Origin of the sequence: Klebsiella sp. GG_Kp173, assembly GCF_040062415.1 — a bacterium.
In the GTDB taxonomy this organism is placed as follows: domain Bacteria; phylum Pseudomonadota; class Gammaproteobacteria; order Enterobacterales; family Enterobacteriaceae; genus Klebsiella; species Klebsiella quasipneumoniae.
Map to the genome: position 1 here is coordinate 1 of NZ_JBEAFZ010000015.1, position 22,023 is coordinate 22,023.

20 protein-coding genes, 2 pseudogenes and 1 riboswitch are annotated in these 22,023 nt (G+C 61.1%); of the genes and pseudogenes, 10 read left to right on the forward strand and 12 right to left on the reverse strand.

Features of this window, described 5'->3' with window-relative positions:
- Positions 1–46 precede the first annotated feature (46 nt).
- The 8 genes and pseudogenes from ABLU50_RS09240 to ABLU50_RS09275 all read right to left on the reverse strand — a co-directional run.
- Positions 47–544 (reverse strand): annotated as a pseudogene (locus tag ABLU50_RS09240) (CBS domain-containing protein); the annotation flags it as partial.
- Positions 545–600: 56 nt separating this feature from the next.
- Positions 601–782, reverse strand: a riboswitch (M-box (ykoK) riboswitch).
- A 98-nt stretch (positions 783–880) separates the two neighbouring features.
- Positions 881–1,279 (reverse strand): nickel-responsive transcriptional regulator NikR, encoded by a 399-nt coding sequence (gene nikR / locus ABLU50_RS09245; protein WP_023319283.1) that lies wholly within the window; start codon positions 1,277–1,279, stop codon positions 881–883.
- On the reverse strand, positions 1,267–2,058 hold the full coding sequence (nikE, locus tag ABLU50_RS09250; RefSeq protein ID WP_069603508.1) for a nickel import ATP-binding protein NikE: 792 nt from the start codon (positions 2,056–2,058) through the stop codon (positions 1,267–1,269). Before nikE ends, nikR begins: the two co-directional genes overlap by 13 nt.
- Entirely contained in the window at positions 2,055–2,819 is a 765-nt protein-coding gene (gene nikD, locus ABLU50_RS09255) for a nickel import ATP-binding protein NikD (protein WP_087832451.1), read from the reverse strand. The genes nikE and nikD overlap by 4 nt, the downstream gene beginning before the upstream one ends.
- A complete protein-coding gene (nikC, locus tag ABLU50_RS09260) occupies positions 2,819–3,652 on the reverse strand; it encodes a nickel ABC transporter permease subunit NikC (RefSeq protein WP_004202068.1) in 834 nt (277 codons plus the stop codon). The genes nikD and nikC overlap by 1 nt, the downstream gene beginning before the upstream one ends.
- Positions 3,649–4,593, reverse strand: a complete 945-nt coding sequence (nikB, locus tag ABLU50_RS09265) for a nickel ABC transporter permease subunit NikB (RefSeq protein WP_087832452.1) — start codon at positions 4,591–4,593, stop codon at positions 3,649–3,651. The genes nikC and nikB overlap by 4 nt, the downstream gene beginning before the upstream one ends.
- Positions 4,593–6,161, reverse strand: a complete 1,569-nt coding sequence (nikA, locus tag ABLU50_RS09270; protein WP_049004431.1) for a nickel ABC transporter substrate-binding protein — start codon at positions 6,159–6,161, stop codon at positions 4,593–4,595. Before nikA ends, nikB begins: the two co-directional genes overlap by 1 nt.
- A 137-nt stretch (positions 6,162–6,298) precedes the next feature.
- Positions 6,299–7,159 (reverse strand): LysR family transcriptional regulator, encoded by an 861-nt coding sequence (locus ABLU50_RS09275; RefSeq protein ID WP_060656612.1) that lies wholly within the window; start codon positions 7,157–7,159, stop codon positions 6,299–6,301.
- Between the two features lie 97 nt (positions 7,160–7,256).
- Between ABLU50_RS09275 and ABLU50_RS09280 the strand changes: the two are divergent.
- The 8 genes and pseudogenes from ABLU50_RS09280 (at position 7,257) to arnF (ending at position 15,534) form a co-directional block, all read left to right on the forward strand.
- Positions 7,257–7,762: pseudogene (locus ABLU50_RS09280) on the forward strand (phenolic acid decarboxylase).
- 396 nt (positions 7,763–8,158) lie between these two features.
- Positions 8,159–9,298, forward strand: a complete 1,140-nt coding sequence (gene arnB / locus ABLU50_RS09285) for a UDP-4-amino-4-deoxy-L-arabinose aminotransferase (protein WP_049004432.1) — start codon at positions 8,159–8,161, stop codon at positions 9,296–9,298.
- Between the two features lies 1 nt (position 9,299).
- Positions 9,300–10,283, forward strand: a complete 984-nt coding sequence (gene arnC, locus ABLU50_RS09290) for an undecaprenyl-phosphate 4-deoxy-4-formamido-L-arabinose transferase (RefSeq protein WP_048295687.1) — start codon at positions 9,300–9,302, stop codon at positions 10,281–10,283.
- Positions 10,280–12,265, forward strand: a complete 1,986-nt coding sequence (gene arnA / locus ABLU50_RS09295) for a bifunctional UDP-4-amino-4-deoxy-L-arabinose formyltransferase/UDP-glucuronic acid oxidase ArnA (RefSeq protein WP_049116345.1) — start codon at positions 10,280–10,282, stop codon at positions 12,263–12,265. Before arnC ends, arnA begins: the two co-directional genes overlap by 4 nt.
- Positions 12,262–13,164, forward strand: a complete 903-nt coding sequence (gene arnD, locus ABLU50_RS09300; RefSeq protein ID WP_087832453.1) for a 4-deoxy-4-formamido-L-arabinose-phosphoundecaprenol deformylase — start codon at positions 12,262–12,264, stop codon at positions 13,162–13,164. Before arnA ends, arnD begins: the two co-directional genes overlap by 4 nt.
- Positions 13,164–14,819 (forward strand): lipid IV(A) 4-amino-4-deoxy-L-arabinosyltransferase, encoded by a 1,656-nt coding sequence (gene arnT, locus ABLU50_RS09305; RefSeq protein WP_087832454.1) that lies wholly within the window; start codon positions 13,164–13,166, stop codon positions 14,817–14,819. The genes arnD and arnT overlap by 1 nt, the downstream gene beginning before the upstream one ends.
- Positions 14,816–15,154, forward strand: a complete 339-nt coding sequence (arnE, locus tag ABLU50_RS09310) for a 4-amino-4-deoxy-L-arabinose-phosphoundecaprenol flippase subunit ArnE (RefSeq protein WP_004202083.1) — start codon at positions 14,816–14,818, stop codon at positions 15,152–15,154. Before arnT ends, arnE begins: the two co-directional genes overlap by 4 nt.
- Positions 15,154–15,534 carry a 4-amino-4-deoxy-L-arabinose-phosphoundecaprenol flippase subunit ArnF gene (gene arnF, locus ABLU50_RS09315; RefSeq protein ID WP_087832455.1) on the forward strand — a complete coding sequence of 127 codons (381 nt, stop codon included), beginning with the start codon at positions 15,154–15,156 and terminating at the stop codon, positions 15,532–15,534. The genes arnE and arnF overlap by 1 nt, the downstream gene beginning before the upstream one ends.
- On the opposite strand, the gene ABLU50_RS09320 is transcribed toward arnF, so the two are convergent.
- A complete protein-coding gene (locus tag ABLU50_RS09320) occupies positions 15,531–16,580 on the reverse strand; it encodes an AI-2E family transporter (RefSeq protein WP_017899986.1) in 1,050 nt (349 codons plus the stop codon). The two genes, arnF and ABLU50_RS09320, sit on opposite strands and share 4 nt — an antisense overlap.
- Positions 16,581–16,713: 133 nt before the next feature.
- Here ABLU50_RS09320 and ABLU50_RS09325 point away from each other — a divergent pair, with 133 nt between their 5' ends.
- Complete coding sequence (locus tag ABLU50_RS09325; protein ID WP_065903823.1) at positions 16,714–17,934, forward strand: MFS transporter; 1,221 nt, start codon at positions 16,714–16,716, stop codon at positions 17,932–17,934.
- On the opposite strand, the gene ABLU50_RS09330 is transcribed toward ABLU50_RS09325, so the two are convergent.
- On the reverse strand, positions 17,935–18,492 hold the full coding sequence (locus tag ABLU50_RS09330; protein WP_023291237.1) for a DcrB family lipoprotein: 558 nt from the start codon (positions 18,490–18,492) through the stop codon (positions 17,935–17,937).
- A gap of 73 nt (positions 18,493–18,565) precedes the next feature.
- Positions 18,566–19,231, reverse strand: a complete 666-nt coding sequence (locus ABLU50_RS09335) for a 7-cyano-7-deazaguanine/7-aminomethyl-7-deazaguanine transporter (RefSeq protein ID WP_004202088.1) — start codon at positions 19,229–19,231, stop codon at positions 18,566–18,568.
- 206 nt (positions 19,232–19,437) lie between these two features.
- Between ABLU50_RS09335 and tusA the strand changes: the two genes are divergently transcribed.
- Positions 19,438–19,683 (forward strand): sulfurtransferase TusA, encoded by a 246-nt coding sequence (gene tusA, locus ABLU50_RS09340; protein WP_087832456.1) that lies wholly within the window; start codon positions 19,438–19,440, stop codon positions 19,681–19,683.
- Positions 19,684–19,786: 103 nt separating this feature from the next.
- Here tusA and zntA read toward each other — a convergent pair whose 3' ends face one another.
- Positions 19,787–21,997: a Zn(II)/Cd(II)/Pb(II) translocating P-type ATPase ZntA gene (zntA, locus tag ABLU50_RS09345; protein WP_087832457.1), complete on the reverse strand. Its 2,211-nt coding sequence runs from the start codon at positions 21,995–21,997 to the stop codon at positions 19,787–19,789.
- Between the last annotated feature and the right edge of the window lie 26 nt (positions 21,998–22,023).

Below are 22,023 nucleotides of genomic sequence, written 5' to 3' on the forward strand. Positions count from 1 at the left end.
CAGGCGGATCAACAGTATCCCGATAACAGCTTGACTCTTAGAAGGGCGTCCAGGGGCTGATGTCCAGATACGGTTTTTCCAGCGGCAGTGTCGCCCCCTGCAGCTGAGCGTCCTCGGTGACGTCATCCTCCAGCAGATGGGCGATCTCCTTTTCCATCAGGCAGCCGACCAGCTCGCCTTTATCGACGACGGGAACCAGCTCGAGGCCGCGCTCGTTGAGCTCGGCAATGACCTGCGGGCGTTCATCGTCAGGTTTGACGCGGAACAGGCAGCTGTCCATCAGGTAGCGGATAGACTGCCCGACATCCCCTTCCTGCAGTAGCTTTTTGACCGACAGGCTGCCGCGCAGCTTTTTACCAGCGACAACAAACACCTGGCCGGGAATATCATCGCTGGTGAGCTGCGAGATAAAGTGCTCCCGCGCCTCATGGACGCTGAGATGTTCCTGCAGCGTAATAAAGTCGGTACGCATGTACTGGGCGATGGCATCGCCGTTGAAGCCAGAGGTCGCCTGATGGGCGGCGCAGAGTTGAATGGAAGACATGATTAAAATCCCTATAAAAAATCACTCATAGGGGCGAACAAGACAGGGTTAGCGCAGGCAGATCCCTACGTCCTGGTTTTAGCACTGCATAACGTATCTGAACGGTCATGACCGACAGAAGTTACCTTGGCAACACCTTGATTCGATGGAAGCCTGTATTTCCCTGAGTGGTCTCTCTCGATACCAACAGGGCGGTAACTTGTATTTATGCAGGAGCCTCGCCATAACGAGATCGTTAAATGAGGCTCCATTATTGGCGACGAGGGATAATTCGCAAAGCGTATAATTTATGTGGTTTATCAACGGTTGATAAACCACCCAAGAATTTTCAAATAGCTAATCATCCGCTAAACACCGCAAATGCCCATGGCGCACGCCGCGCTGGGCAATCACGTCGTCGGCAAAATGCTGTATCTCGGCCATGTCTCCCTTCAGCACCGCAATCTCCAGGCAGTCGTCATGACTGATATGCACATGCAGCGTGGCGACGGAGAGATCGTGATGATGATGCTGGGTGGCCACCAGCCGGCTCGCCAGTTCGCGTTTTTCATGCTCGTAGACATATGACAGGACGGCATAACCGCGCCGCGGCTCCGACGGCGCGGGATCCTGGTTGAGGGCGTCGCGCAGCATATCGCGTACCGCCTCCGAACGATTGTGGTAGCCGCGGCGGGCGCTGAGCGCATCGAGAGCGGCCAGCAGGTCATCATCAAGGGTCAGGGTTACGCGCTGCATGGCATGGCCTCGTTAAGCAGAGTGGCAGGAAAAGGTGGCAGCACCGCCTGCTGGAGCGCCTGTCCGGCAGGGGAGCGCAGGCGCAGCGGTAGACTGACCGTTGCGGTTTCGACGATGCGTCCGTGCTCCATCACCAGCACCCGCTGGCAAAAGCGCTCCACCAGCCGCAGGTCGTGAGTGATGAACAGGCAGGCGGTGCCAAACTGGGCCTGCAGGCGTTTCAGCAGGGCGATAATCTCCGCCTGCAGCAGCAGATCGAGATTCGAGACCGCTTCATCCAGAATCAACAGCTGCGGCCGTACCGCGAGGGCGCGAGCCAGGCAGACGCGCTGCAGCTGTCCGCCGCTGAGCTGCGCCGGGCGTTTATCGAGCAGCGTCGTGGAAAGGTCGACCGCCTGCAGCATCTCTTCCACCTGGCGCGCGCGTTCCTCGCGCGACAAGCGCAACAGATGGCGCAGCGGCTCGCTGACGATCTCGCGCACCGTTTTGCGCGGATTCACCGCGCTGAAGGCGTCCTGAAACACCAGCTGAATATCGCGGCGGAAGGCGCCGACGGCCTCGCCCTTCAGGGCGGTCAGCGGTGTGCCGCGCCAGACAATATCGCCGTGCTGCGGCGTTTCCAGGCCCACCAGCATCCGCGCCAGGGTGCTCTTGCCGCAGCCGCTGCGCCCGAGCAGGGCCACCGTTTCGCCGGGGGCGATGGCGAGTTGGATCTCGTGCAGGACCCTGCCGTGGTGCGGGTAATCGTGGCTCACCCCGGTGACGCTGAGTAAATTCATGCTGTTTTCTCCAGTCCGTACAGCGCCAGATGCGCCGCCAACAGGCGTTGGCTCAGCGGGTGCTGTGGGGCGCTGAACAGCGTATTTACATCGCACTGTTCAACGAGGCGACCGTTCTCCATGACCGCTACGTAATCCGCCAGCCGCGCCACAACGCCCATGTCATGGGTCACCAGAAGTAGCCCCAGACCGCGGCTGGCGACGATATCCGCCAGCAGATCGAGGATCCGCGCCTGGGCGATGGCATCGAGGTCGGTGGTCGGTTCGTCGGCGATGATAAAGGGCGCGCGGCTGAGCAGGGCGAGGGCGACCATCATCCGTTGCAGCATGCCGCCGCTCATCTCAAAGGGGTAGCGTTTCAGCAGCGCCCGCGGATTATCCAGACCCACCTCTTCCATTGCCGCCAGCAGGGTGGCGTCACTTGCTTCGCGGCCCGCCGCCCGGCAGGTTTCCCGGGCGTGGGCGGCCATGGTATGCAGCGGATTAAAGGCGCTGCGTGGGTTCTGCATGATAGTGGCGATAGTCGCGCCGCGCAGCTGTTCGCCGTGCACCGGCATGCCGTCAAGCAACACCCGGCCGGCGGTCTGGTTGACGCCGGGCGGCAGCAGGCCCAGCGCGGCGGCGCAGGTGAGCGATTTCCCGCTGCCGCTGCTGCCGAGCAGCGCCAGTACCTGGCCGCGGCGCAGGGTAAGCGAGACGTCGCTGACCAGCGGGCGGTCGGCGGCAAGGGCGATCTGTTGCAGTTGGATTTTCTGCGGCATCAGTGGCTATGCTCCGCGATCAGGTGAGGATCGAGGCGATCGCGCAGCGCGTCGCCCAGCAGGTTAAAGGCCATCACGCTGATGAACAGCGCCAGCCCCGGCCAGACCATCTGCAGCGGCTGGGTCCAGATATACTGCCGGGCGTCGTTGATCATCACCCCCCATTCCGCCGTCGGCGCGCTGACGCCGAGGCCAAGGAACGACATGCCGGCCACGTGAAGCATCATATGACCGATATCCAGCGAGGCGAGCACCAGCAGCGAGGGGATCACCGCCCCTGCCAGATGGTCGCTGAACAGCCGCCACTGGCTGGCGCCGCTCAGGCGGGCGGCGAGGATAAATTCGCGCTGGCGCAGGGAGACCACCAGATTACGCACCATTCTGGCGTACCAGGCCCAGTGCGACAGCGCAATGGCGAGGATCACGTTGGTCAGCCCGGTACCCAACACCCCCACCATAAAGAACGACAGGATCGAGGTCGGAAAGGTCATAAACAGTTCGGCGAGGCGCATCAGGCCGCGGTCGGCGCGGCCGCCCAGCAGCCCGGCGCTGCCGCCAACCGCCAGACCGATCAGCAGCACCAGCAGCAGGCAGGCCATTACCGCCCCCAGCGAGACGCGGGTGGCGGCCAGCAGGCGCGAGAAAATATCCCGTCCAAGATGATCGGTTCCCAGCCAGTGTGCCCCCCCTGGCGGCAGCAGCCGCTGCTGCAGGTTAATCGCCGCCGGATCCCAGGGCAGCCACCAGCCACTGCCGAGGGCGATGACCGCCAGCAGCGCGATAACCAGCAGGGCCAGTTTCACCGGCCAGCGGAAGTTTCGCAGCCATCTCATACGCTCACCTCCTCATGGCGGCGCAGGCGCGGGTCGAGCGCCGCGTTAAGCACATCCACCGCCAGGTTAGCCAGTACGAACACCGTGACCATCATCAGGGTAAAGCACTGAATCACCGGATAATCGCGATTGAAGATCGCGGAAACCGCGTAGCGGCCAACCCCCGGCCAGGCAAAGATATTTTCGATAATCATCGTGCCGCCGATCAGCTCACCAATGTGCATGCCCATGGCGGTCACCACCGGCAGTGTGGCGTTGCGCAGGATATGCCGCCGCTCCACCTGGCGCGTGCTCAACCCGCGCAGCCGCGCCCATACCACGTGACGCTGGCCGGAGACCTCCAGCATGCTGGCGCGCAGCAGCCGGGCGTTAATCGCCAGCGACATAAAGGCGATGGAGACGGCGGGCAATATCAGGTGCTGCCAGTCGCCGTATCCCATCGCCGGGAACCACTGCAGATGCACGGAAAAGAGCATCACCAGCAGAAAGGCTAGCCAGAAGTTCGGCATCGACACGCCGAGGAAGGCAATCAGCCGTACAGCAAAATCCGGCAGGCGATCGCGATGGCGCGCCGCCCAGATCCCCAGCGGCAGCGATGTGACGAGGATCAGCGCCAGCGCCGCGCCGGTGAGCAGCAGGGTGGCCGGCAGGAAGTGCAGCAGGTCGTCCAGCACCGGCCGCCGGGTGGCATAGGAGAGGCCGAAGTCCAGGTGCAGCGCCCGCCACAGCCAGTGCAGATACTGCATCGCCAGCGGCTGGTTGAGCCCCAGCAGTTCGCGGGTCGAGGCGACCATCTCTTCCGTGGGCGGCAAGTTCGACAGGCGCAGATAATCCAGCGCCGGGTCGCCGGTGCCGAGCCGCAGCAGCAGAAAGATGATGGCGGAGGCGGCGAGCAACAGCGGGATCAGCAGCAGCAGGCGGCGTAAAATATAGCGTAGCATTATGGTGTTACCGGTTTAATCTGGTCGAACGGGATCTCGGTGGTCACCGGCGCGAACGGGATCTCGCCGACCTCCTGGCGCGCAACTGACATCAGCGAGACATAGCTGATGGGTAGGTACACCGCGTCCTGATGCAGACGGGTCAGCACATCGTGGTACAGCCGTTTCCGCTGCGCCTCGTCGCTGGTGGTCAGCACCTCGCTAATCTCTTTATCAATCAGCGCTTTGTCGGGCAGGCCGCGCTGGGCCTGATAATCGGCGTGCGAGGGCACGCGCATCGAGCTTAAAAAGGCATGCGGATCGTAGGGGGCGCCCCAGGTGCGATTGAAGATCATGCCGAACCGGCCTTCGCGCTGGCGCGCATAGATGCTGCTTTCCTCCTCGCCCACCAGGGTGACGCGGACGCCGACCTCCCGCAGATTGGCCTGAATAATTTCGGCCATCGATTTAGCCAGCGCATCGGTGCCGATAAACGCCAGCTCAATCGCCAGCGGTTGCCCGGCTTTTTGTCGCCAGGGCTGGCCTTCCGGCTGCTGCCAGCCGGCCTGCGCCAGCAGGGCGCGGGCTTTTGCCGGATCGTAACGGCGTGGCGTCAGATCCTGCGGGGCGTAGGGGACCGAGGGCGCAAACAGGGTATCGGCAACCTGCTGGGTGCCGTAGAGCACGCTATCGACGAGGGTCTGCTTGTCGACGGCGTAGTTGAGCGCCTCGCGAACCGCCTGCTCGCGGGTCGGGCCCTGGCTGGCGTTCAGCGCCAGCATCACCGTCTCCGTCGGGGCGGAGAGTCGAGCCACGTAGCCGGGGTGATGACGAAAGCGTTCGAAAGTATCCAGCGGTAGCAGCCCTTCGTCGCCGTAGAGCATGTCAATTTCCCCGGTTTCGAACGCCACCGCGCGGCTGGTGGCGTCAGGGATCACTTTGATGGTGATTTGCTGTAGCGCGGGTTTATTACCCCAGTACTGTTCGTTGCGTACCAGCACGTCGCGCTGATTGAGCTGCGAGCTCGCCAGTCGCCACGGCCCGGTGCCGATCGGGGCTTTGATGCCGTTGGCGGTGCCGCCATCGATAAACTGCGAGGGGGCGATAAAGCGGAACGGGCGGGGCAGGGCCAGCTCTTGTAGCAAGGGGGCGTAGGCGCTTTTCAGGGTGATCTGCAGCTCGCTGGCGCTGAGCGCCCGCACGTCGGTTATCTGATTGGCGAGCTCAAGCCAGGCGTGGCGTTGACGGTTGGCGAGCACTGCCTGGAAATTCGCCGCTGCGGCCTGGGCGTTAAAGGGTTCGCCGTTGGAGAAGGTCACATCCTCGCGCAGGGTGAACCACCAGGTTTTACCATCGGCGGAGTGACGCCAGCGGGTCGCCAGCCAGGGCTGCACGCTGCCGTCAGCCTGATACTTCACCAGCGGCTCATAGACCATGCTTTGGGCAAACATCTGGTTGGGGGTATAAAGATGCGGATTCAGCGGGCCGACGTTCACCGGCCAGGCGGTGGTGAGCGAGTGCTGCGCGGCCTGAGCCAGCAGAGGGACGCAGGCGATCAGCGCCAGCAGAGTGAGGCGGAAAATAGACAAGACGGCAATCTCAACGACAGGAAAGTATGACGATTTTAGTGATTCATCATACTTTCGGAGTAACCTGGATCAATATTGCGCCGAAAAGTATAAGTAATCCGTATGATTATGCGCAGGGGCAGGCGCCGCTTTACCCCTCAGGGCGCCCGGAACAACCCCAGCAGCGTGGCCACCTGTTCGTCGATCGGCGCCAGATCCCGCTTGACGATCAGATGCAGCGGCGTCGCGCGGCGCGCGCCATGGCTGAGGGGCAGCCGCTTCAGCACGCCCTGATCGAGATGGGAACGAATGCGCTCTTCCGGCAGCCAGCCGAAGCCGACCTGATACATCACCGCATCAATGGCGGCGTCAATGGTGGAGAAAGTCCAGGCGTCACGCGTCGCCTGGCCATCGCTGGTCTGGTCGGCAATGCGCACCAGCGGCCATGGCGCCAGCGCGCTATCCTCCAGCGGACCGTCGAGGGCGGCGAGAGGATGGTCGCGGTGGGCGACGGCGATAAAATCAATATTCATCAGCCACTCTCCGCGGCCGGTAATATCCTGGCGGCGGGTCAGAACCATGACATCGGCTTCCGTTCGCGCCGCGCCCTCGTCATCCATATTTTCCAGCACTTCGGTGAGTCTGACCTGCGTCTGCGGATAACGCTGCTGAAACTGGCGCAAAATGGCGAACAGCCGTTGGCGCGGGAAAATGCTGTCGACCACCAGATCCAGACGGGTGCGCGCCCCGTTGCGCAGAGTGGCGGCATGCGTCTCAACGTAGGCGAAGGCCTGTAGCAGCGGTTTGACCTGATTCAGCAGCAGTTCGCCGGCCGGGGTCAGCACCGCTCGCCGCCCGGACGGCGCCAGTAGCGCTACCCCTAAACGCTCCTGCAGCAGCGCGAGGTTATAGCTCACCGAAGACTGGCTGCGATTGGTCTCCTCCGCCGCTCTGGCAAAGCTCCCCAATTCCACTACCTTTTCGAGTAACGCCCACTGCTCCAGGGTTGTCTTGTGCATAATCAATCTAAAATTTGGATGTATTTAATCCAAACATAGCGTTATTCATTCAATTTTTAAAGACGTATGCTGTCCTCAACAACACAGAGGAGAATAAATGATGAGCACTTTCGACAAACATGACCTCAGCGGCTTTATCGGTAAACATCTGGTCTACACCTACGACAACGGCTGGAACTACGAAATTTACGTCAAAAACGGCCACACCCTCGACTACCGTATTCACAGCGGCATCGTCGGCAATCGCTGGGTGAAAGATCAGGAAGCGTACATCGTGCGGGTGGGGAAAGTATCTACAAAATCTCATGGACCGAACCGACCGGTACCGACGTCAGCCTGATCGTCAACCTGGGCGATAAACTGTTCCACGGCACCATTTTCTTCCCGCGCTGGATCATGAATAACCCGGAAAAAACCGTCTGCTTCCAGAACGATCACATTCCTCTGATGAATTCGTACCGCGATGCCGGCCCGGCCTACCCGACGGAAGTGATTGACGAGTTTGCTACTATCACCTTCATTCGCGACTGTGGCGCGGATAATGACGAGGTTATTAATTGCCCGGCAAGTGAATTGCCAGCTGATTTTCCTGCAAATTTGTAATTAAGCAGAAATAAATGTGTGATCTGCGCTAACTTTTTGTCATCAAGCGTGACAAAGACAGCGTCATTAATTGTTATCTGGTTTAACCCCCGTTTACTTTCCGCGATAGCGTTCCTGTTTGCTTTTCCAGACAGGAACGCTTTTTTGTCAAAATTCTGCCATAAATAAAACCTATCATTCTGTTTCTTAATGATTTATTTGGCTATGCTGAGAAAAGATTAATTTCTTAATATTATCCTAAGCAAGGTCAACTACATTAATAGTGGTCGAAATACCCTGAAATGGAATGCCGCGCTGAACTCACTTCATTTTAATTTCGTTTAAGTCCGCAGGCGCAGGATATTTTATTCTAACGACCCAGGTTTGTGCGTGGGTCATCTACAGAACAGGATGATGATGAGCGATTTTTTGCCTTTTTCGCGCCCGTCGATGGGCGACGCAGAACTGGCAGCCCTGCGTGAAGTTTTAACGTCGGGCTGGATCACCACCGGACCGAAGAATCAGGCACTTGAAGCGGCATTTTGCCAGCTGACCGGCAATCGCCACGCGATTGCCGTCAGTTCAGCGACCGGCGGGATGCATGTGACCCTGATGGCGCTGGGTATTGGCCCTGGCGATGAAGTCATTACGCCGTCCCAGACCTGGGTCTCCACTCTCAATATGATCTGCCTGCTGGGCGCCACGCCGGTGATGATCGATGTCGATAACGACAATCTGATGATCACCCCTGAGGCGGTGGCAGCGGCGATCACCTCGCGTACCAAAGCGATTATTCCTGTGCACTACGCGGGGGCGCCAGCCGATATCGACGCCATTCGCGCGGTGGGCGAGCGCCATGGCATTCCGGTGATCGAAGACGCCGCCCATGCGGCGGGGACCCACTATAAGGGCCGCCACGTAGGCTGGCAGGGGACCGCGATTTTCTCGTTCCACGCGATCAAAAACATGACCTGCGCTGAAGGCGGCCTGATTGTCACCGACGACGACGAGCTGGCCTCCCGCATCCGTAGCCTGAAATTCCATGGCCTCGGCGTGGACGCCTATGACCGCCAGACCCACGGCCGCGCGCCGCAGGCGGAGGTGATCGCTCCGGGCTTTAAATACAACCTTGCCGACATCAACGCCGCGCTGGCGCTGGTCCAGCTGGAAAAACTGCCTCATGCCAACCAGCGGCGGGCGGAAATTGCCCAGCGCTATCTGCGCGAGCTGGCGGACACGCCGTTTATGCCGCTGAGCGTCCCGGCCTGGGATCACCAGCACGCCTGGCATCTGTTTATCATCCGCGTCGATGAGGCTGCCTGCGGCATCAGCCGCGACGCACTGATGGAAAAGCTAAAGGCGATGGGTATCGGCACCGGTCTGCACTTCCGTGCGGCCCATACGCAAAAATATTACCGCGAGCGCTTCCCGGAGGTTTCCCTGCCGAATACCGAATGGAACAGCGCCCGCATCTGTTCTCTCCCGTTGTTCCCGGACATGACCGATGACGATGTTACTCGCGTCATTTCCGCACTGCGCCAGCTGTCAGGACGTTGATATGCTTACTTACCCTCCCGTGAAGAAGGTCTCGGTGGTTATTCCGGTTTATAACGAACAGGATAGCCTGCCGGAGCTGCTTCGTCGTACGGATACCGCCTGCGCCACGCTGGGGCGGCAATATGAAATTCTGCTGATCGACGATGGCAGCAGCGACGATTCCGCGCGCATGCTCACCGAAGCCGCCGAGGCGGAAGGCAGTCACGTCGTCGCCGTGCTGTTAAACCGTAACTACGGCCAGCACTCGGCGATCATGGCCGGTTTCAGCCATGTAACCGGCGATTTAATCATTACGCTTGACGCCGACCTGCAAAACCCGCCGGAAGAGATCCCGCGGCTGGTGGCGAAGGCGGATGAAGGCTACGACGTGGTGGGCACCGTTCGCCAGAACCGTCAGGACAGCATCTTCCGCAAAACCGCGTCGAAGATGATCAACCGCCTGATCCAGCGCACCACCGGCAAAGCGATGGGCGACTACGGCTGCATGCTGCGCGCTTACCGCCGCCATATCATCGACGCCATGCTCAACTGCCATGAGCGCAGCACCTTTATCCCGATCCTGGCGAATACCTTCGCCCGGCGCGCGGTGGAGATCCCGGTGATGCACGCCGAGCGCGAATTCGGCGACTCCAAATACAGCTTTATGCGCCTGATCAACCTGATGTACGACCTGGTGACCTGTCTGACCACCACGCCGCTGCGTCTGCTCAGCATTTTCGGCAGCGTGATAGCCCTGCTGGGCTTCGCCTTTGGCCTGATGCTGGTGGTGCTGCGTCTGGCCTTTGGCCCTCAGTGGGCGGCGGAAGGGGTGTTTATGCTCTTCGCCGTGCTGTTTATGTTCATCGGCGCTCAGTTTATCGGGATGGGCCTGCTCGGGGAGTATATCGGACGCATCTATAACGACGTGCGCGCGCGTCCCCGCTACTTTATTCAACGTGTTGTTCGCCAGCCGGAAACGGCATCTAAAGAGGAAGATCGTTCATGAAAGCCGTAGTCTTCGCTTATCACGATATGGGCTGCACCGGTATCCAGGCTCTGCTGGACGCTGGATATGATATCGCTGCTATTTTCACCCACCCGGATAACCCTGGCGAAAACCATTTCTTTGGCTCCGTGGCGCGCCTTGCCGCCGAGCAGGGCATTCCGGTGTGGGCGCCGGAAGACGTGAACCATCCGCTGTGGATTGAGCGTATCCGCGAGATGAAGCCGGACGTGCTGTTCTCCTTCTACTACCGCAACCTGCTGGGCGATGAGATCCTCAGTCTTGCGCCGAAAGGGGCGTTTAACCTACACGGTTCGCTGCTGCCGAAATATCGCGGCCGCGCGCCGCTGAACTGGGTACTGGTCAATGGCGAAAGCGAAACCGGCGTGACGCTGCACCGGATGGTGAACCGCGCGGATGCCGGCGATATCGTCGCTCAGCAAACCGTGGCGATTGGCCCGGATGACGCCGCCCTGACGCTGCACCGCAAGCTGTGCGCTGCCGCCACTGAGCTGCTGAGCCAGGCGTTGCCGGCGATCCTTGCAGGAAAAACTGCAGAGCGCCCACAGGATCACAGCCAGGCGACCTATGTGGGACGGCGTACCCCGGAAGATGGCCGCCTCGACTGGGAGCTGCCGGCGCAGACGCTGCACAATCTGGTGCGCGCGGTCTCCGATCCGTGGCCGGGGGCCTTCGGCTACGCTGGCGCGAACAAATTTATTGTCTGGAAATCCCGTGTACGCAGTGATCTACCTGCAGCCAAACCGGGCACCGTTATCTCCGTTGCACCGCTGATCGTGGCGTGCCAGGAAGGGGCGCTGGAGATTGTCACCGGCCAGACCGAACGCGGCGTGTACATGCAGGGCGCCCAGCTGGCGCAGGCGCTGGGCCTGGTGTCCGGGGCGGTGATCAGCAGCAAACCGGTGGTGGCGGTTAAGCGTCGTACCCGGGTGCTGATCCTCGGCGTCAATGGCTTTATCGGTAACCATCTGACCGAACGCCTGCTGCAGGACGATAACTATGAGATTTACGGCCTGGATATCGGCTCCGACGCCATCAGCCGTTTCCTCGACTGCCCGCGTTTTCACTTCGTGGAAGGCGATATCAGCATTCACTCCGAGTGGATCGAATATCACATTAAGAAATGCGACGTGGTGCTGCCGCTGGTAGCTATCGCCACCCCTATCGAGTACACCCGCAACCCGCTGCGCGTGTTCGAGCTGGATTTCGAAGAGAACCTGAAGATCATCCGCGATTGCGTGAAATACAATAAGCGCATCATCTTCCCGTCGACCTCTGAAGTGTACGGCATGTGCACCGACAAAAACTTCGACGAAGATACTTCTAACCTGGTGGTCGGGCCGATCAACAAACAGCGCTGGATCTACTCGGTCTCCAAGCAGCTGCTGGACCGCGTGATCTGGGCCTACGGCGATAAGAATGGCCTGAAGTTCACCCTGTTCCGTCCGTTCAACTGGATGGGACCGCGTCTGGATAACCTCAACGCCGCGCGTATCGGCAGCTCCCGCGCCATCACCCAGCTGATCCTCAACCTGGTGGAAGGCTCGCCGATCAAGCTCATCGAAGGCGGTAAGCAGAAGCGCTGCTTCACCGACATCAGCGATGGTATCGAAGCGCTGTTCCGCATCATCGAGAACAAAGACGGCCGCTGCGACGGGCAGATCATCAACATCGGTAACCCGGATAACGAAGCGAGCATCAAAGAGCTGGCGGAGATGCTGCTGGCCTGCTTCGAACGCCATCCGCTGCGCGATCGCTTCCCGCCGTTTGCCGGCTTCCGCGAAGTGGAAAGCAGCGACTACTACGGCAAGGGCTATCAGGACGTTGAGCATCGCAAACCGAGCATCCGCAACGCCAAACGCTGCCTGAACTGGGAGCCGAAGGTGGAGATGGAAGAGACCGTTGAGCATACGCTGGACTTCTTCCTGCGCACGGTAGAACTGGTGGACGCTAAACATCCATGAAACAGGTCGGCTTACGCATAGATGTCGATACTTTTCGCGGGACGCGGGACGGTGTTCCGCGGCTGCTGGACCTGCTGGGTCAGCACGGGATCCAGGCAAGCTTCTTCTTCAGCGTCGGGCCGGACAATATGGGGCGCCACCTGTGGCGCCTGGTAAAACCGAAGTTTCTGTGGAAGATGCTGCGTTCCAGAGCGGCTTCGCTGTACGGCTGGGATATTCTGCTGGCCGGCACCGCGTGGCCGGGACGCCGCATCGGCGCGGGGAACGAGGCGGTGATCCGCGCGACCGCCGAGTCTCATGAAGTGGGCCTGCACGCCTGGGATCACTACAGCTGGCAGGCGTGGAGCGGCGTCTGGCCGCAGGAACGGCTGACGCTGGAGGTCGAGCGTGGCCTGCTGGAGCTCGAACGCATCATCGGCCGGCCGGTCACCTGTTCGGCCGTTGCCGGCTGGCGCGCCGATCAGCGGGTGGTGAAAGCCAAAGAATCCTTTGATTTCCTTTATAACAGTGACTGTCGCGGCACGCGGCCGTTTCTGCCCCAGCTCGGCAGCGGCGTCTCCGGTACGGTGCAGATCCCGGTCACGCTGCCGACCTGGGACGAGGCGGTGGGCACGGCGGTGGATATCGCCGGCTTTAACCGCTACCTGCTGGATTGCATCCATCGCGACCCGGGCGTGCCGGTCTATACCATTCACGCCGAAGTGGAAGGTATTGCCTACGCCGATCAGTTCGATGAACTGCTGACCATGGCGGCGGAAGAAGAAATTCAGTTTTGCCCACTGAGCCAGCTGCTGCCCGCTAACTTTAGCGAGCTGCCGTCCGGCAAAGTGGTTCGAGGTGAACTGGCTGGCCGGGAAGGCTGGCTCGGACGTGAACAACTACTGACTTCGGGTGTTTGATGAAAAGCATTCGCTATGGCGTCTCTCTGATTGCGCTGTTTGCGCTGTATTACCTGCTGCCGCTCAATTTCCGTTTGCTCTGGCAACCCGATGAAACACGCTATGCGGAAATCAGTCGTGAAATGCTGGCCACCGGCGACTGGGTGGTACCGCATTTTCTCGGGCTGCGCTACTTCGAAAAGCCGATTGCCGGTTACTGGATCAACAGTGTCGGCCAGTGGCTGTTTGGCCATAATAATTTCGGCGTACGCTTCGGGTCGGTCTTCGCCATCACCATGACCGCCGTGCTGGTGGCCTGGCTGGCGTGGCGCATCTTTCGCGATAAGCGGGTAGCCGTCCTGTCGCCAGTGATTTTTCTCACCGCAATGCTGGTGTATGCGATTGGTACCTATGCGGTGCTTGATCCGATGATCACCCTGTGGCTGGCGCTGGCGATGTGCAGCTTCTGGGGCGCGACGCAGGCGCAGAGCCGCGGCGGCAAAATACTGGGTTACGTGCTGTTGGGCGTCGCCTGCGGTATGGGGGTGATGACCAAAGGTTTCCTTGCGCTGGCGGTGCCGGTGGTGGGCGTTCTGCCATGGGTGATCGCCCGTAAACGCTGGCGTGAAGTGCTGACCTACGGTTGGCTGGCGGTGGTCGTCTGTACGCTGGTGGTGCTGCCCTGGGGGCTGGCTATCGCCCAGCGCGAGCCGGACTTCTGGCGCTATTTCTTCTGGGTCGAGCATATTCAGCGTTTCGCCGAAAAAGACGCCCAGCATAAAGCGCCATTCTGGTACTACATCCCGTTCCTGATCGCCGGCAGCTTGCCGTGGCTGGCACTGCTGCCAGGGGCGCTGAAGCGCGGCTGGCGTGAGCGCGATGAGGCCCGCGGCGCGCTGTATCTGCTCGGTTGGGTGGCGATGCCGTTCCTGTTCTTCAGTATCGCTAAAGGCAAACTGCCGACCTATATCCTGCCGTGCTTTGCGCCGCTGTCGATCCTGATGGCCCGCTACGCGCTGGAGGCGGCGAAGACCGGCGCGAAAGCGCTGCGCATCAACGGGATGATCAACCTGGGCGTCGGCCTGCTGGGGCTGATCGCCGTGCTGGTAGTTTCGCCCTGGGGCGTGATGCACAAGCCGGTGTGGACCAAGATTGAGCTGTATAAATGTCTGCTGGCGGCCATCGCCTTCGCCGTCTGGGCGCTGATGGGCTGGCTGGCGATGAAAGACGCTGGCCGCCGTTGGAGCCTGGCGGCGCTTTGCCCGCTTGGCCTGGCGCTGCTGGTGGGCTTCGCCATTCCTGACCGGGTTATCGACAGCAAACAGCCGCAGTTCCTCGTGGACATCGTCAGCGAATCCCTGCAGCCCAGCCGTTACGTCCTGACTAACAACGTCGGGATCGCCGGCGGCCTGGCCTGGGAGCTGAAGCGAAGCGATATTATTATGTTCGACAAACAGGGTGAGCTGAAGTACGGTCTCGACTGGCCGGACGCTCAGGGAAGCTTTGTCAGCCAGGCCGGGTTTGCCGACTGGCTGGCCACGCATCGTCAGCAGGGGCCGGTCTCGCTGGTGCTGTTGATGGATAAAGGAGAGAGTATGGTCGACTTACCGTTACCGAAACCCGATAACGCCTACGAGCTGGGTCGGGTGGTCTTCCTTCAGTACCTGCCGCAATGAGCGTCTGGATCTGTCTGGTTTTCGCCAGCCTGCTGAGCTGCGCCGGACAGCTGTGCCAGAAACAGGCGACCCGCCCGTCCCGTCGCGGACGGCGGAGTCGCCATATACTCTTCTGGCTGGGGATGGCGCTGCTATGCCTCGGCTGCGGCATGCTGCTGTGGCTGAGCGTCCTGCAGTCTATTCCGGTGAGCATCGCCTATCCGATGCTGAGCCTGAACTTCGTCTGGGTCACCCTCGCGGGCTGGGGCATCTGGCATGAGCCGGTCGCTCGCCGCCACTGGTTTGGCGTCGGGTTGATCGTCGTGGGCATTGTCATTCTGGGGACCAGCGTTTGATGGGTTTTCTCTGGGCATTATTCAGCGTCGGCCTTGTCAGCGCCGCGCAGCTGCTGCTGCGCAGCGCCATGGTGGCCTTGCCGCCGCTGACCGATATTCTGGCCTTTCTCCAGCATCTGCTGCATTTTGAGCCTGGTACCTTCGGCCTGTTTTTCGGCCTGCTGGGCTACCTGTTGTCAATGGTCTGCTGGTACTTTGCCCTCCACCGTCTGCCGTTATCAAAAGCGTATGCGCTGTTGAGCCTGAGCTATATCCTGGTGTGGGCTGCCGCCATCTGGCTGCCCGGCTGGCATGAGCCGTTCTACTGGCAATCGCTGCTGGGCGTGACGATTATCGTCGCCGGCGTATTGACCATCTTCTGGCCGGTGAAACGCCGCTAGCCGGGGAGCCGGCTTTTGGGACGCCCCGGGCCGAGCAGGATTGCCAGCTTGCTGCCCCCGACGGTGGTCTCCATCCAGATTTTACAGACGCTGGTTAACGGCACCGAGAGCAGCATTCCCACCGGCCCCAGCAGCCAGCCCCAGACCAGCAGCGACAGGAACACCACCAGGGTCGACATCCCCAGCCGGTGGCCCATCATGCGCGGCTCCACCATGTTGCCCAGCACCATATGCACCACCAGAAACAGCGCCCCGACCAGCAGGCACTCATAGATGCCGCTGAACAGCAGCGCCTGCAGCATGGGTGGGATAGCGGAGATGGCGGAGCCGATATTCGGCACATAGTTCAGCAGGAACGCCAGCACCCCCCACATCAGCGCGAACTGCACCCCCATCGCCAGCAGCCCCAGCCAGACAATCAGCCCGGTCCACAGGCTGATTAGCGTTTTCAAAGCCAGATAGTGGGTAACGCCTTTCAGCGCCCGGTGCAGCCCGGCGATATGCAGGCGAGGGTTATTGAGGGCAAAACGCAGTTTGTAGGGCAGGTGGCGAACCTCAAACAGCATAAAGATCACCGTCATCACCAGCAGCACAATGCTGGCCATCGCCCCGGAAAGCTGGGTCATCAGCGTCGTGGCCCAGGTCATCAGCCGTTCTGAATCCATACGCCGCAGCATGCGCTCCGGATTGATATGCAGGTTGAGAAAGGGGAGATACTCCTGGAGCTGGACGATCTTACGCGTCAGGGCGCGGTTGAAATCGGGCAGCATGGCGACAAAGTCATTGAGCGACGCCGCCAGCACGCCAAGCAGCGCGGTGAGCATCACCAGCATTGCCGTCACCACCAGGGTAATGGCGAACGGGCGCCGCACCCCGCGGCGAATGCACCAGGTGACCAGCGGGTTGAGGACGATAGCGAAAAACAGCGCCAGCAGCAGCTGCACCAGAATATCGGCGGCGGCGTGGATCCCGGCGAGGATAATCACCAGCGCCGCCAGCTTAAGTAAAATATGGAGCCCGGCTTTATCAGCCTGCGGAGGGGACATAGGTATTCCTTTTGTGAGTCGCGCCTGATAAGTGTAGCGGTTCGCCGACTGCCAATATTCCGAAAGGCGAGCTGCTTTTCCGCCGCCAGCGTGGTAATAGTGAAAGCTGGTTGTCGAAATCTGGTGGAACCTGATGCCCGAACCCGTCGCCGAACCGGCGCTCACTGGACTGCGCCTCAATCTGCGGATTGTCTCCGTCGTCATTTTTAACTTTGCCAGCTATCTCACCATCGGCTTGCCGCTGGCGGTGCTTCCCGGCTATGTGCATGATGTAATGGGCTTTAGCGCTTTCTGGGCCGGCCTGGTGATTAGTCTGCAATATTTCGCCACGCTGCTCAGCCGCCCGCACGCCGGGCGCTACGCTGACCTGCTGGGGCCCAAAAAGATTGTCGTCTTCGGCCTCTGCGGCTGCTTTTTAAGCGGCCTGAGCTATCTGCTGGCCGCCTGGAGCAGCGGCTGGCCGCTGGTTAGCCTGCTGCTGCTATGCCTCGGGCGGGTCATTCTCGGCATCGGCCAGAGCTTTGCCGGCACCGGCTCGACGCTGTGGGGCGTCGGCGTTGTTGGGTCGCTGCATATCGGGCGGGTGATCTCGTGGAACGGCATTGTGACCTACGGGGCGATGGCGATGGGCGCCCCGCTCGGCGTGCTGTGCTATTCGTACATTGGCCTCAGCGGCCTGGCCGGGGTCATTATGGCGGTTGCGCTGGCGGCTATCCTCTGTGCGCTGCCCCGCGCAGCGGTGAAGGCGGCGAAAGGCAAAGCGATGTCGTTTCGCGCGGTGCTCGGGCGGGTGTGGCCTTACGGCATGGCGCTGGCCCTGGCCTCCGCCGGTTTCGGGGTGATCGCCACCTTTATCACGCTATTTTATGAGGCCAAAGGCTGGGACGGGGCGGCCTTCGCCCTGACGCTGTTCAGCTGCGCGTTCGTTGGTGCGCGGCTGCTGTTTCCTAACGCCATTAACCGTCTCGGCGGGCTGAACGTGGCGATGCTCTGCTTTAGCGTGGAGATCATCGGCCTGCTGCTGGTCGGCTTTGCTGATACACCGCTGCTGGCGAAAATCGGCACCTTGCTTACCGGGGCCGGGTTCTCGCTGGTATTTCCGGCGCTGGGCGTGGTGGCGGTGAAAGCGGTGCCGCAGCACAACCAGGGGTCGGCGCTGGCCACCTATACCGTGTTTATGGATTTGTCGTTAGGCGTCACCGGGCCGCTGGCCGGCTTGCTGATGGCGTGGACCGGGATCCCGGTGATATATCTGGCGGCGGCAGGTCTGGTGATGGCGGCGCTGCTGCTGGGCTGGCGGTTAAAAAAACGGCCCCCGGTCAGCGAACCGGAGGCCGTCGCACCAGGCCAGTAATTACTGGATGGTGAGGGTGCTGATGATGCTTTCCGCTTCGGTCTGCGCCTGCTGCTGGTTGTCCGCCGGCAGGGTGACCTGCAGGGTCAGCAGTTTGTCATCCACTTTGCCGAGCAGTACGGAAGACCACGCGGTCTGCCCCTTGGCGGAGATGATGCTGTCCAGCTGCTGCAGGGTATGACCTTTGATCTCCAGCGACTTATTGCTCACCACCTGCAGCTGCGGGTCGCGGCTACGCTGCTGATCTTCCAGGCGTTTCGCCAGCACCGCCAGGTCTTCATTGGTGCTGTCGCCGACGATGACGATGACTGCTTTCTGGCCGGTGGCGTCAGAATAGACGTGCATATTGTTCGCCTGAGTACCCAGTTTGCCGCTCTGGTCGGCCATGCCCGCAGGCAGGGTGAAGCTCAGTTTGCCATCCAGCAGGCTGATCGCCTGGCCGCTGGTGTTGCTCTCCGCTGCTGCCCCAACGGTTGGCGCTTTTGAATCGCTGTTATCGCAGGCGGCAAGCCCCATCACCAGCAGGCCAATACCGACATATTTAACCAAATTGCGCATTGACATCTTCCTTTCGATAAACGGCCACTAATGGCTCATCCGGCTATCTTAACACATCAGCCCGCGAGTACCTTTAACTCGGCTGCAATGCCGACAAATCAGATTTATCCGCCAGCCTTTTCAACAGCATATTTAACAGCACGCCGTACATCGGCAGGAAGAAAATGATGCTGATAAGCACTTTAAAGCTGTAGTCGACGAGGGCGATTTCCCCCCAGTGAGCGGCCATAAACGGATCCGGGCTGCGCCAGAAGGCGATGAAGAAGAACGCTACGGTATCGCTGATGTTGCCGAACAGCGTCGAGGCGGTGGGGGCCAGCCACCAGTGACGGCTCTGCCGCAGGCGGTTGAAGACGTGGACGTCAAGGATCTGCCCCAGCGCATAGGCCATAAAGCTGGCGATGGCGATGCGCGCGACGAAGAGATTAAAGGTGCCCAGCGCGGCGAAGCCCTGCCACTCGCCCATGTAAAACAGGGCGGAGATGGCGTAGGAGATGACCAGCGCCGGGACCATCACCGCAAAAATAATACGTCGCGCCAGCGGTGCGCCAAAAATTCGCACCGTCAGATCGGTGGCGAGGAAGATAAACGGAAAACTGAACGCGCCCCAGGTGGTATGGAAACCAAAGATGGAGATCGGCAGCTGAACCAGATAGTTGCTGGAGGTAATCACCAGCAGATGAAATAGCGAAAGCCAGACGAGCGCTTTTTTGCGCTGTACGGTAGTAAACGGATTCATATTGTGACCTTTTTATGCCCGTCATGCTTCAGGTAAATGAGCAATCGGCAGCGGAACGTTGGGGTGAGGGAACCCAATTAAAAACGGCTGCATGATACTGCGTTGCCGGCGTAATGCAATGGTTGTTTTTCGCGCAAACGTTAACCTGGCTTGCGTACTGGCGAGCAGGGGGTAAACTAGGGCCGTTTTGTTGACGTGAGACTAAAATGAGCGAACTTTTCTCCACTCCTGACCACACTCTGGATGCCCTGGGACTCCGCTGCCCGGAGCCGGTCATGATGGTGCGTAAAACCGTGCGGACGATGCCGGTGGGCGAGACGCTGCTGATTATTGCTGACGATCCGGCCACCACCCGCGATATCCCGGGATTCTGCCGCTTTATGGATCATGAGCTGGTGGCCCAGGAAACCGAAGCCCTGCCGTACCGCTACCTGATCCGCAAAAGCCACTGAGCCTCTCCCGGATGGCGGCGGGTAGCGCCTTATCCGGGCTACCCGACGGTCCGGAACCGTAGCCCTGCTAAGCGTAGCGCGAGCAGGGAAGCCGGTATCTATGCTACAACTTCTTACGCAATAACCGCAGCGCGTTAGCCGTTACCAGCACGGTGGCGCCGGTATCCGCCAGCACCGCCAGCCACAGACCGGTCAGGCCGAGCAGGGTGGTGACAAGGAAAATCCCCTTCAGCCCTAAGGCTATCGCGATGTTCTGGCGGATATTGGCGTGAGTCGCCCGCGCCAGGGAAATCATCTGCGCCAGGCCGGTCAGACGGTTGTGGGTCAGCGCGGCGTCGGCAGTTTCCAGCGCCACGTCGGTACCGCTGCCCATGGCGATGCCGATGGTCGCCGCTTTCATCGCCGGGGCGTCGTTGATACCGTCCCCGACCATCGCCAGCGGCGCATCGGCATTCAACGCCATCACCGCTTCGACTTTGTCCGCCGGCAGCAGGCCGGCGCGGAATTCCAGCCCCAGTTCGCTGGCGATGGCCGCCGCGGCGCGCGGGTTATCCCCGGTGAGGATCACCCCCTGCACCCCCAACTGGTGTAAGGCATCCACTGCCTGACGTGCGTCGTCGCGCAGGGTGTCGCGCAGCGCCAGGATGCCGAGAAGCGTCTCGCCGCGCATGACCAGCACCACCGTTTGCCCGGCGCTCTCCAGCTGCTGGATCTGCGCCTCATACTCTGCCGGGGCGGCTTTGCTGGCCGCGCAGATTAAAATCCGGCTGCCGTTGACCTCGGCTTCGATACCGGAACCTGCCAGCGCCCGCTGGCCGCTGGCCAGCGGAATGCTCAGCTGGCGCCGCTGCGCTTCGCGGACGATGGCCTGCGCCAACGGATGGCTGGAGCCTTGCTCCACCGCCGCCGCCAGCGCCAGCAGCGCGTTGTCGTCATTCTCAGCCGTGGCGATGACCGAGGTCACCTGCGGCTGCCCGACGGTCAGGGTGCCGGTTTTATCGAACGCTACCTGGCGCACCTGGCCCAGCTGTTCCAGCGCCGCGCCGCCTTTGATCAGCGCCCCGCGTCGGGCGGCGACCGCCAGGCCGGAGGTGATGGCCGCCGGGGTGGAGATGACCAGCGCGCACGGGCAGCCGATCAACAGCAGCGTTAAGCCTTTATAGATCCATGGCAGCCAGGCGCTGGCGAAGAACAGCGGTGGGACAATGGCCACCAACAGGGCCACCACCATAATGGCCGGAGTGTAGATCCGGCTGAAGCGGTCGATAAAACGCTCGATCGGCGCCCGACGTTCCTCCGCCTCTTCAATCAGCTTCAGGATGCGGTCGATGGCGCTATCGCCCGGTTCGGAGATCACGGTCAGCTGCACCAGGCGGTCGACGCTGGTGGCGCCCGCCGCTACCCGTTCTCCGGCCTGGCGCTCCACCGGCACCGACTCGCCGGTCAGGGCGCTTTCATCAAAGCTGGCAAACGGCGACAGCAGTTGTCCATCCGCCGGCAGACGCCCGCCGGCAGCCACTTCAATCACATCTCCGGGGCGCAGATCGCGCTGGGCGACGGTTTCCCGCACGCCGTTGCGCAGACGGATGGCGGTGTCGGGCTTCAGCGCCATCAGCGCGCTCACCCCTTGCCGCGCACGGCTGGCGGCCCAGCCTTCGAGACGCTCGCCGATCAGGAACAGCAGCAGGACCATCGCCGCTTCCGCGGTGGCGCCGATAAACAGCGCCCCGATGGCGGCGACGCTCATCAGCGTTTCAATGGCGAACCAGCTCCCGCTTTTGATCAGGCGCAGCGCCTGGCGGGCAACCGGCCACAGGCCGACCAGGGTGGTGGCAACAAAGGCTAACTGACCGGCGGGGTGGTTGGCCTGCTCCAGCCCCCAGCTCAGGGCCATCATAATGACCAGCGTCAGCAACGGTAAATTGTCGCGCAGCCGCGAGCCCTGCGTTTTCTCTGACGCGGGGGCATCGGCATCGCGCAGCGTATAGCCTGCCTGATGTACCGCCTGCTCAACCTGGGCGCGAACGTCGCCTTCAGCGTTAACCAATAATTTTTCCGTGGCGAACAGCACCTGAACCTGACTGACGCCGGGCACCTGACGAACCGCCGTTTCCACCTTGCGGGCGCAGGCGGCGCAGTCCATGCCGGCAACCTGCCAGCTGTAGCGGGCGTCGCTAAGCGCTTCGGCGGCTGGTGCGCTCTCTACGGCGCAGGCGTGGTCTGTGCAGCAGCTCTCCGCCGGGGCGGGCGCTGGCCGCATGGTGAATGACGAGAATTGTGGGACTTTTTTATCCTGCGCGTCTGGAGTCGACATGGCACCCTCCGGTAAATGATAATTTT

Coding starts and splice junctions, on each gene's coding strand:
- arnC (WP_048295687.1), top strand. CDS start 9,300: ATGCTTACTTACCCTCCCGTGAAGAAGGTCTCGGTGGTTATTCCGGTT.
- zntA (WP_087832457.1), bottom strand. CDS start 21,997: ATGTCGACTCCAGACGCGCAGGATAAAAAAGTCCCACAATTCTCGTCA.
- ABLU50_RS09320 (WP_017899986.1), bottom strand. CDS start 16,580: ATGTCCCCTCCGCAGGCTGATAAAGCCGGGCTCCATATTTTACTTAAG.
- tusA (WP_087832456.1), top strand. CDS start 19,438: ATGAGCGAACTTTTCTCCACTCCTGACCACACTCTGGATGCCCTGGGA.
- ABLU50_RS09275 (WP_060656612.1), bottom strand. CDS start 7,159: ATGCACAAGACAACCCTGGAGCAGTGGGCGTTACTCGAAAAGGTAGTG.
- nikD (WP_087832451.1), bottom strand. CDS start 2,819: ATGCCGCAGAAAATCCAACTGCAACAGATCGCCCTTGCCGCCGACCGC.
- arnF (WP_087832455.1), top strand. CDS start 15,154: ATGGGTTTTCTCTGGGCATTATTCAGCGTCGGCCTTGTCAGCGCCGCG.
- nikE (WP_069603508.1), bottom strand. CDS start 2,058: ATGAATTTACTCAGCGTCACCGGGGTGAGCCACGATTACCCGCACCAC.
- nikR (WP_023319283.1), bottom strand. CDS start 1,279: ATGCAGCGCGTAACCCTGACCCTTGATGATGACCTGCTGGCCGCTCTC.
- arnE (WP_004202083.1), top strand. CDS start 14,816: ATGAGCGTCTGGATCTGTCTGGTTTTCGCCAGCCTGCTGAGCTGCGCC.
- ABLU50_RS09325 (WP_065903823.1), top strand. CDS start 16,714: ATGCCCGAACCCGTCGCCGAACCGGCGCTCACTGGACTGCGCCTCAAT.
- ABLU50_RS09330 (WP_023291237.1), bottom strand. CDS start 18,492: ATGCGCAATTTGGTTAAATATGTCGGTATTGGCCTGCTGGTGATGGGG.
- arnT (WP_087832454.1), top strand. CDS start 13,164: ATGAAAAGCATTCGCTATGGCGTCTCTCTGATTGCGCTGTTTGCGCTG.
- nikB (WP_087832452.1), bottom strand. CDS start 4,593: ATGCTACGCTATATTTTACGCCGCCTGCTGCTGCTGATCCCGCTGTTG.
- nikC (WP_004202068.1), bottom strand. CDS start 3,652: ATGAGATGGCTGCGAAACTTCCGCTGGCCGGTGAAACTGGCCCTGCTG.
- arnD (WP_087832453.1), top strand. CDS start 12,262: ATGAAACAGGTCGGCTTACGCATAGATGTCGATACTTTTCGCGGGACG.
- ABLU50_RS09335 (WP_004202088.1), bottom strand. CDS start 19,231: ATGAATCCGTTTACTACCGTACAGCGCAAAAAAGCGCTCGTCTGGCTT.
- arnB (WP_049004432.1), top strand. CDS start 8,159: ATGAGCGATTTTTTGCCTTTTTCGCGCCCGTCGATGGGCGACGCAGAA.
- arnA (WP_049116345.1), top strand. CDS start 10,280: ATGAAAGCCGTAGTCTTCGCTTATCACGATATGGGCTGCACCGGTATC.